Annotated in this window: 6 protein-coding genes and 1 pseudogene; 2 read left to right on the top strand and 5 right to left on the bottom strand. The window is 45.4% G+C overall.

All coding sequences use genetic code 11. The features are described 5' to 3' along the window. Nucleotides 1-231 precede the first annotated feature (231 nt). From RMO79_RS10910 to RMO79_RS10890, 5 genes and pseudogenes are all read right to left on the bottom strand, one after another. Nucleotides 232-1,350, bottom strand: a complete 1,119-nt coding sequence (locus RMO79_RS10910; protein WP_396136573.1) for an NAD(P)/FAD-dependent oxidoreductase — start codon at nucleotides 1,348-1,350, stop codon at nucleotides 232-234. A 139-nt stretch (nucleotides 1,351-1,489) separates the two neighbouring features. Continuing rightward, nucleotides 1,490-1,933 carry a photosystem II protein PsbQ gene (psbQ, locus tag RMO79_RS10905; protein ID WP_310483177.1) on the bottom strand — a complete coding sequence of 148 codons (444 nt, stop codon included), beginning with the start codon at nucleotides 1,931-1,933 and terminating at the stop codon, nucleotides 1,490-1,492. 2 nt (nucleotides 1,934-1,935) lie between these two features. After that, nucleotides 1,936-2,202: a hypothetical protein gene (locus RMO79_RS10900; protein ID WP_310483176.1), complete on the bottom strand. Its 267-nt coding sequence runs from the start codon at nucleotides 2,200-2,202 to the stop codon at nucleotides 1,936-1,938. A 122-nt stretch (nucleotides 2,203-2,324) separates the two neighbouring features. After that, nucleotides 2,325-2,540 (bottom strand): annotated as a pseudogene (locus RMO79_RS10895) (ABC transporter ATP-binding protein); the annotation flags it as partial. A gap of 248 nt (nucleotides 2,541-2,788) precedes the next feature. Continuing rightward, nucleotides 2,789-4,060, bottom strand: a complete 1,272-nt coding sequence (locus RMO79_RS10890) for a lipid-A-disaccharide synthase-related protein (RefSeq protein ID WP_310483175.1) — start codon at nucleotides 4,058-4,060, stop codon at nucleotides 2,789-2,791. 353 nt (nucleotides 4,061-4,413) lie between these two features. Between RMO79_RS10890 and RMO79_RS10885 the strand changes: the two genes are divergently transcribed. Next, nucleotides 4,414-5,454 carry an AI-2E family transporter gene (locus RMO79_RS10885; protein ID WP_310483174.1) on the top strand — a complete coding sequence of 347 codons (1,041 nt, stop codon included), beginning with the start codon at nucleotides 4,414-4,416 and terminating at the stop codon, nucleotides 5,452-5,454. Between the two features lie 77 nt (nucleotides 5,455-5,531). Continuing rightward, nucleotides 5,532-6,152 (top strand): DUF3611 family protein, encoded by a 621-nt coding sequence (locus RMO79_RS10880; RefSeq protein WP_310483173.1) that lies wholly within the window; start codon nucleotides 5,532-5,534, stop codon nucleotides 6,150-6,152. Nucleotides 6,153-6,211 lie beyond the last annotated feature (59 nt).

Below are 6,211 nucleotides of genomic sequence, written 5' to 3'. Positions count from 1 at the left end.
GTAGGGGCAATTCATGAAGCGGCGGTTTTATTCTGGGGTTCCCCCAGAATAAAAAACCGACAAGACAGCGGCTCGCGCTCGTCGGGTTCCCCGACGGTTGAGCGAGACAAGACAGCGGCGGTTTTATATCTCCTGTCGGAGAGGCTCCGCCAACGGAGGTTCCCTCCGAATAAAAAAACCGACAAGACATTGCCCCTACCCTGAATTTAGGATCGCTATATCCACGATCCACTATTGACTATTTTCACCATTCACCAACAACATATCCCCAATAATGCGTGCGGTTGCAGGGGCGAGTAAAATTCCATTCCGATAATGTCCAGTCGCGACTAGAATGCGTTTATTCGCGCCGACTCGATCGATTACAGGTGCTGGACGCTGATTCGGACGCGGGCGTAGCCCTTGCCAGGTGCGGATAATTTCACCCTGGGCTAAGTCGGGACAAGTGGCGATCGCAATTTGTTTGAGTCGTTCTAAACACTCTAACTGCGCTGTTACCACACCATCGACGGGAAATTCGACAGTCGCACCCACCCAATAATCATTGCCGCTAGGGACGATATTCACATCTTCACTGACGATAACTGGTTGAAAATCTGGGTTACCTAGAGGTTTGGGTAGCCGGATTTGCAAGGCTTGTCCTAATACGGGCTGAATATCGATCGCGGCATGGGGCGATAATAAACTGGTCGAACCCAACCCCGCAGTGACGATCGTCCAGTCGCTAGTAATAATTGGTAGATCGGGAGTCAAAAGATCGCAGCTTTGCGGGCGATCGGCGGTAATAGACTCGATCGATCGATCGAAATGAAAATTCACTCCATTGAGCTGCGCCGCAGCTACTAGAGCCTCAGTCAGGGCAACTGGATCGACTTGTAAATCTTGGGGCGAATATGCCGCAGTCCCTGTAAATCGGCGATCTATTTGGGGTAGTTGGGTAACTACTTTTCGCGCGTTCCATAATTCTAATTGCCATTCTTGCTCGGTGCGAGTGCTAACTAATTGCGTCCATTTAATCAAATCGTCTTCAGCCGATAATAGTTTGATAATGCCCTGCGAATTAGTAGGAATTTTTGCGCCTGTGGCTCGTTCTAGTTCGGGAATCAGGGTTTGATAGCGGCGAATACTATCTCTACGGAGGTTCCAAGCACGTCCTTTTACCTTCTGCGAGATAATCCCCATCAGTACGCCTAGAGCTGCGCCTGTGGCTGCTGAAGCTGGCTTGTGGCAAGCATCATAAACATCGATCGTATATTCATTCGATTCTCTTACAGAGAGGCTTTGCCAACGACTGAGTTCGTAAGCAATAGTCGCGCCAATTATGCCGCAGCCGATAATACTAATACTGATGGACATTTAAATTATTTGAGAGTTGAGAGTCGATTCTGATGCATTGACGGAAAAATAGGGTAAGGACAATTCATGAATTATCCCGACCCTATCTGGTGAAGGCGGTTTGCGCCCTCGTTCGGTAACTCCCAAAATTTAATTACGCTGCGGGAATCAGTTTCTGGAAGCTTGCCAAATCCTTGAGAGCTTCACCGTAGTTGCGAATTGCGATTTTGTAGTCATTGTTGTTAGCGGCTTCATCAATTTTATTGAGATGCACGAAAATTTCTTTGCTAATTGCCAATGCTTGCTCTTTGCTTCCTGGTAGCAACTCTCTGGATAAACCAGACATCCGGGTTCTGATATCGCCCAGCGGTCCGTGGATGAAAGATTTAACATTATTCCAGTCGCGCTCTTGAATCAAACTAGCGAGTTCGGGCAGTCGATCGCTAATCGCGGTAACATTTTTATTGGTAGTTTGAATTTGTGCCAATTGCTGAGTGCTATAAGTTGGAGCCTTGGCTTGAGTACCATCGCCACAGCTAACGACGAAGACAGAAATCAATACCAGCATCAGGGAAATCAGCGGACGAAAGAGAGACATAATTATTTAGATAAATAGGATAGAGGTTTTAAAATCGTTCGCGTTGGCGTAAGCCTACCGTCGGTACAGTGAGCCATCGGCAATCGCGGCGTGTCGGCTTTGCCGAATCTTACTCTCAGCATACTAGAATTATTAGGCTGCAAGCAATCATTGAGGTTGCTGAATTTAGAAATCGATCGTACCTGGTACTCCCGCGCCCTACTATCCGCTACCACTAGCGATCTTTTCACACCTGGTTCGGTTATAAATAATAAAGTCAAATTTTCCAAATCTATATTATTTCCGATCGCTAATTCCCAATTTCATGTTTAGAATATTTACGCTGTAAATTCTCTGGATATGCACTAAGTTGATTAATTTCAAATCCCGATCTTAAACTCAATATCGACTCCTAAACTTCCTGACTGAATTGTCGAGCATAAAACTGTGCGTAGCGTCCGGTTCGATCGAGTAATTGACTATGTATACCCGCTTCGATAATTTCACCATTTTCAATTACTAAAATTCGATCGGCTTTGCGAACTGTTGCCAAACGGTGAGCGATAATAAATACCGTGCGATCGGTCATAATTCGTTCGAGTGCTTCTTGAACTAAGGCTTCTGATTCGGGAAGAAGGGGAGCATCCCACTTTTTAAAATCTTGAAAGAGAAAAACAGCCTCGATTGCTGAACCGCCTGATGAATGGTTCTTGACACTTTATTCTACCAATAAGCAATAAAAAGTGGGATGCTCCCAATTTGAAACACCTCGCTAATATTCTCGGTATGCGATTTTCTCGAATTACAAACATGGCACTCAAGCATTATGCTTTCCTGGTTTTGTAGTCAATCCATTCATTTTCATTTGGCGATCGATTAACTCATGACTTCCCTCAAACATTCGGCAATCCGTTTCGCAGCTCCAGGCTTACCCATCCTCAATAGACCATTCTGCGCGATCGATTGTAATCGATCTGGCTGCTGTAATAGTGTCTGAATTTCTATCCCCACATCTTGCGGCTGAGATACCAAAATTACCGACTCGCCGAGTAATCTCGTTTGCGCCTCGGCAAAACCTGGGGTAAACTGAGGGCCAGCACCAGGAATAGTAACAGCAGGTTTCCCCAAACCGATAAATTGTTCCGTCGCCGTACCAGCCATCGCGATCGCACAGTCTCCTTTGTGCATAAACTGTGAGTAAGCTTGAGTGCTAATCGCGATCGTAGCATTTTCATATTGGTAATAAATTGCATCCAAATTAATAGCAAAATTGGTTAGTTCCAAATCTGGATCGACAACTGGTATCCAACCCGATCGGCTGAGCTTGTCCTGTAAGCTATCCAAATTGAGTGTCGGGACGATTGCCGCCAAACAGATGATTTTACGCTGCTTAAAGACCGAAATTAGGCTATTTACAGCAATAAGTATTTGCTCCCAATTAGCATAAGCTTCCGGCGGACGAGAACCAGGTAATAAGGTAACAATGAGGGGACGCGCTAGTTCTCGCTTGACCGATTGCGGCTGGTAAAATAGCGATCGGCTATCTGTAGCGACTCCATCCATCATCGGATTGCCCAAATCGAAAGCCGGAATTTGCTGCTGTTGCAAAATTTTGGTAGTTAACTTATCGCGGGGAAATACCGCCTTACATCTATTTCTACTTAATAACCAGCGTTCCCACGGAAAATAATAACAGCCAGTTTTAGCCTCGATCGAATCTTGCTGCGATCGTAATATTTTTCCCTGACGATCGCGAATATAATACTCCGATTTAGCAGTCCCGATAAAAGCATAATCCGCCCCACTCATCCAGGCAAATAATAAGGGGACAATATCGCCGATGGCTAAAATTTTCCCCCCAGACTGTCCCCACTGGCGAATTGTCTTAATTTGCTCGATCGTCAATCCCACCAATCCCCCCTGAAGATCCCGTGCCAATTGACGATTATCCTGATTGATAAATCCCCCCGATGGCATCGTTTGGACTTTACCCGCGATCGAGAAACCATTATCGCTATAAGCTTTACCCACACCTACGATCGGCAATGTAACTATTTCCGGCGGTTCGGTGAGGTTACGCAATTCTTGGAGTACTGGTAATGCGATCGCATCTTCACCATGTCCGTTGCTGATACAGAGGAGTTTCATTAATTAGGGAATAGGGGATAGGGAATAGAAATTCAGGGGTAGAGTTTAGTTGATAAATTAGACTCTGAATATATAGAACTAGGAATTACGCATTGACGAAAATTATAAGGCAGACCCAGAATTGAATGGGTTAAAACAGAACATCCTTTCAAAATTGGATTTACTTTCTACCTTTCAAGAGACGATCGTATCTACTCAAAGGTAGAGAGTCAGCAGGTGCTATCTCGTGTAGGATCGAAAAAAGAACTAAAAATTTAGATCGATATCGGCAGCAATATCAAAGGAAACAAGGCTGAAAGTCGATTGTATCATTGCTGAGGTGGGATTCGATCTAGAGCGAGAAATAATTACACATGAGCCAACCCAAACATCAGTCAATCTGGGATACTCTTAACAACACCAAGCTAATTCGCTATGTGTTGTTATTCATATTGGCGTGGGCGACCGTTCAAATCGTAGCTTACTTTAGCTCGGTAATTATTATTTTTATATTTGCTGCAATTTTGGCATTCTTACTGAGCTTTCCAGTGCAGTGGGCCGCTCGGATCGTGCCGCGCGGAGTTGCCGTTGTTTCGGTCTTTTTGCTTAGTTTATTAATTTTAGTTGCGATTTTCGCCACAATCGGAACTGCTGTTTTTTCACAGACACAGCAGCTAGTCATTCAGGCACCACAGTTGTTGGAGAGTGCGATCGCATCTGTCGAGCGGTCGGTTATCTTTCTCCAGCGATGGAATGTCAATGTTGACATTAGCGAACTTGAAACTCAACTTAGGACTCAAGTACCTTCTACTGTAGGGTTTGGGTTGGCAATGTTCCAAAACATTTTCGGAAATTTGCTTGACTTAGTTATTATTGCAGTTGTTACTTTATTCATGCTACTTGACGGCAAACGATTGTGGAATTTACTGCTCCGAATTTTCCCGATGGGAATGCGCGATCGCGTTACAGATGTGGTGCGAAAAAACTTCCTAGGCTTTTTCTGGGGAAGATTAATTGGGGTTATTTTTTTTGGTATTGCTATTTATATTGTGTTCCTACTGTTAGGAGTTAATTCTCCATTAGGATTGGCCGCGATCGTGAGTATATTCGACTTGATTCCGGGGGTTGGCGCAACGCTGGGAGTTAGCTTAGTGTCGCTGATTATTTTACAGCAGGGAATCTCTCTCGCATTGATTACTGTGGTAAGTTGCATTCTGCTTCAGCAAGTTCAAGAAAACCTGCTTATGCCTAAAATTATGCAAGGGTCGGTCAATTTGAATCCTGTAGTCATGTTTTTTGCATTGCTTGTAGGTGCGAAGGTGGCAGGATTAGTTGGTGTGTTTTTATCGATCCCGCTGGCTGGCATCGCCATCGAATTATGCGGAGTTAGAGAAATGCAACAAAACCAGCATTAGTATTACCGACGATCTCCTAGCTCTAGTGTGTTAGCTCGATCGACGATTGAAGTATTTAACTCTAAAGTAACAATGCCATGCAAACCGATCGCGAGTCGTCTCCACATCTTCACTTCGAGCAGGTAGTAAGCATTTTGCGGATTGCTGGCTGGGTGAGCTTCGTCATTCAAGTTGGGCTAGCAGCGGTTTCAACTGTACTGTTGTTACTGGCAATTGCTGGACGGAGTTTCAATCAATCGATCGCCGTACCAGGAGATCCTAGAATCGGTGTTGCCACCGCCCCAGCAACATCTCCAGGCTTAGGTGTAGGCATTTTTTGGGCAGTCTGTGGTGTGCTGGTGTTGCTATTTGGCAGCTACTTGGCATTTCGCATGATTCGGTTTGCCAAACGACTTGGCAGTCCCAACCCCGCAATCCGTCCGCGCCGCACCAAGGTGATGCAGGTACTAAAGCTGAGTGTGATTACGGGATCGATCGGCATATTGCTGATGATTTTGGGGACGGGTGCCACCATTGCCGTGCTACTCGCCAAGTCGGTGTCTCAACCCCAAGGAGTAGCAATTTACGACCCTAGCCGCAGCATTCGATCGGTGGATATATTTGTAGCCGCCGCAAATACTACAGGCATAACGGCTCATTTTGTCGGAGTGGTGGCATCTTTAAGTGTGTTTAACTGGCTGCATCGTCCAACTGATTAGCTGCGGACGTTGCTGGAAAGTCACTGGATTAGAACTGCCAAAGCTTAACCGAAACGACC

The organism is Chamaesiphon sp. VAR_48_metabat_403, assembly GCF_031422475.1.
In the GTDB taxonomy this organism is placed as follows: domain Bacteria; phylum Cyanobacteriota; class Cyanobacteriia; order Cyanobacteriales; family Chamaesiphonaceae; genus Chamaesiphon.
The sequence above is the reverse complement of the archived record's forward strand: the minus strand, read 5'-3'. Positions and strand labels throughout refer to the sequence as shown.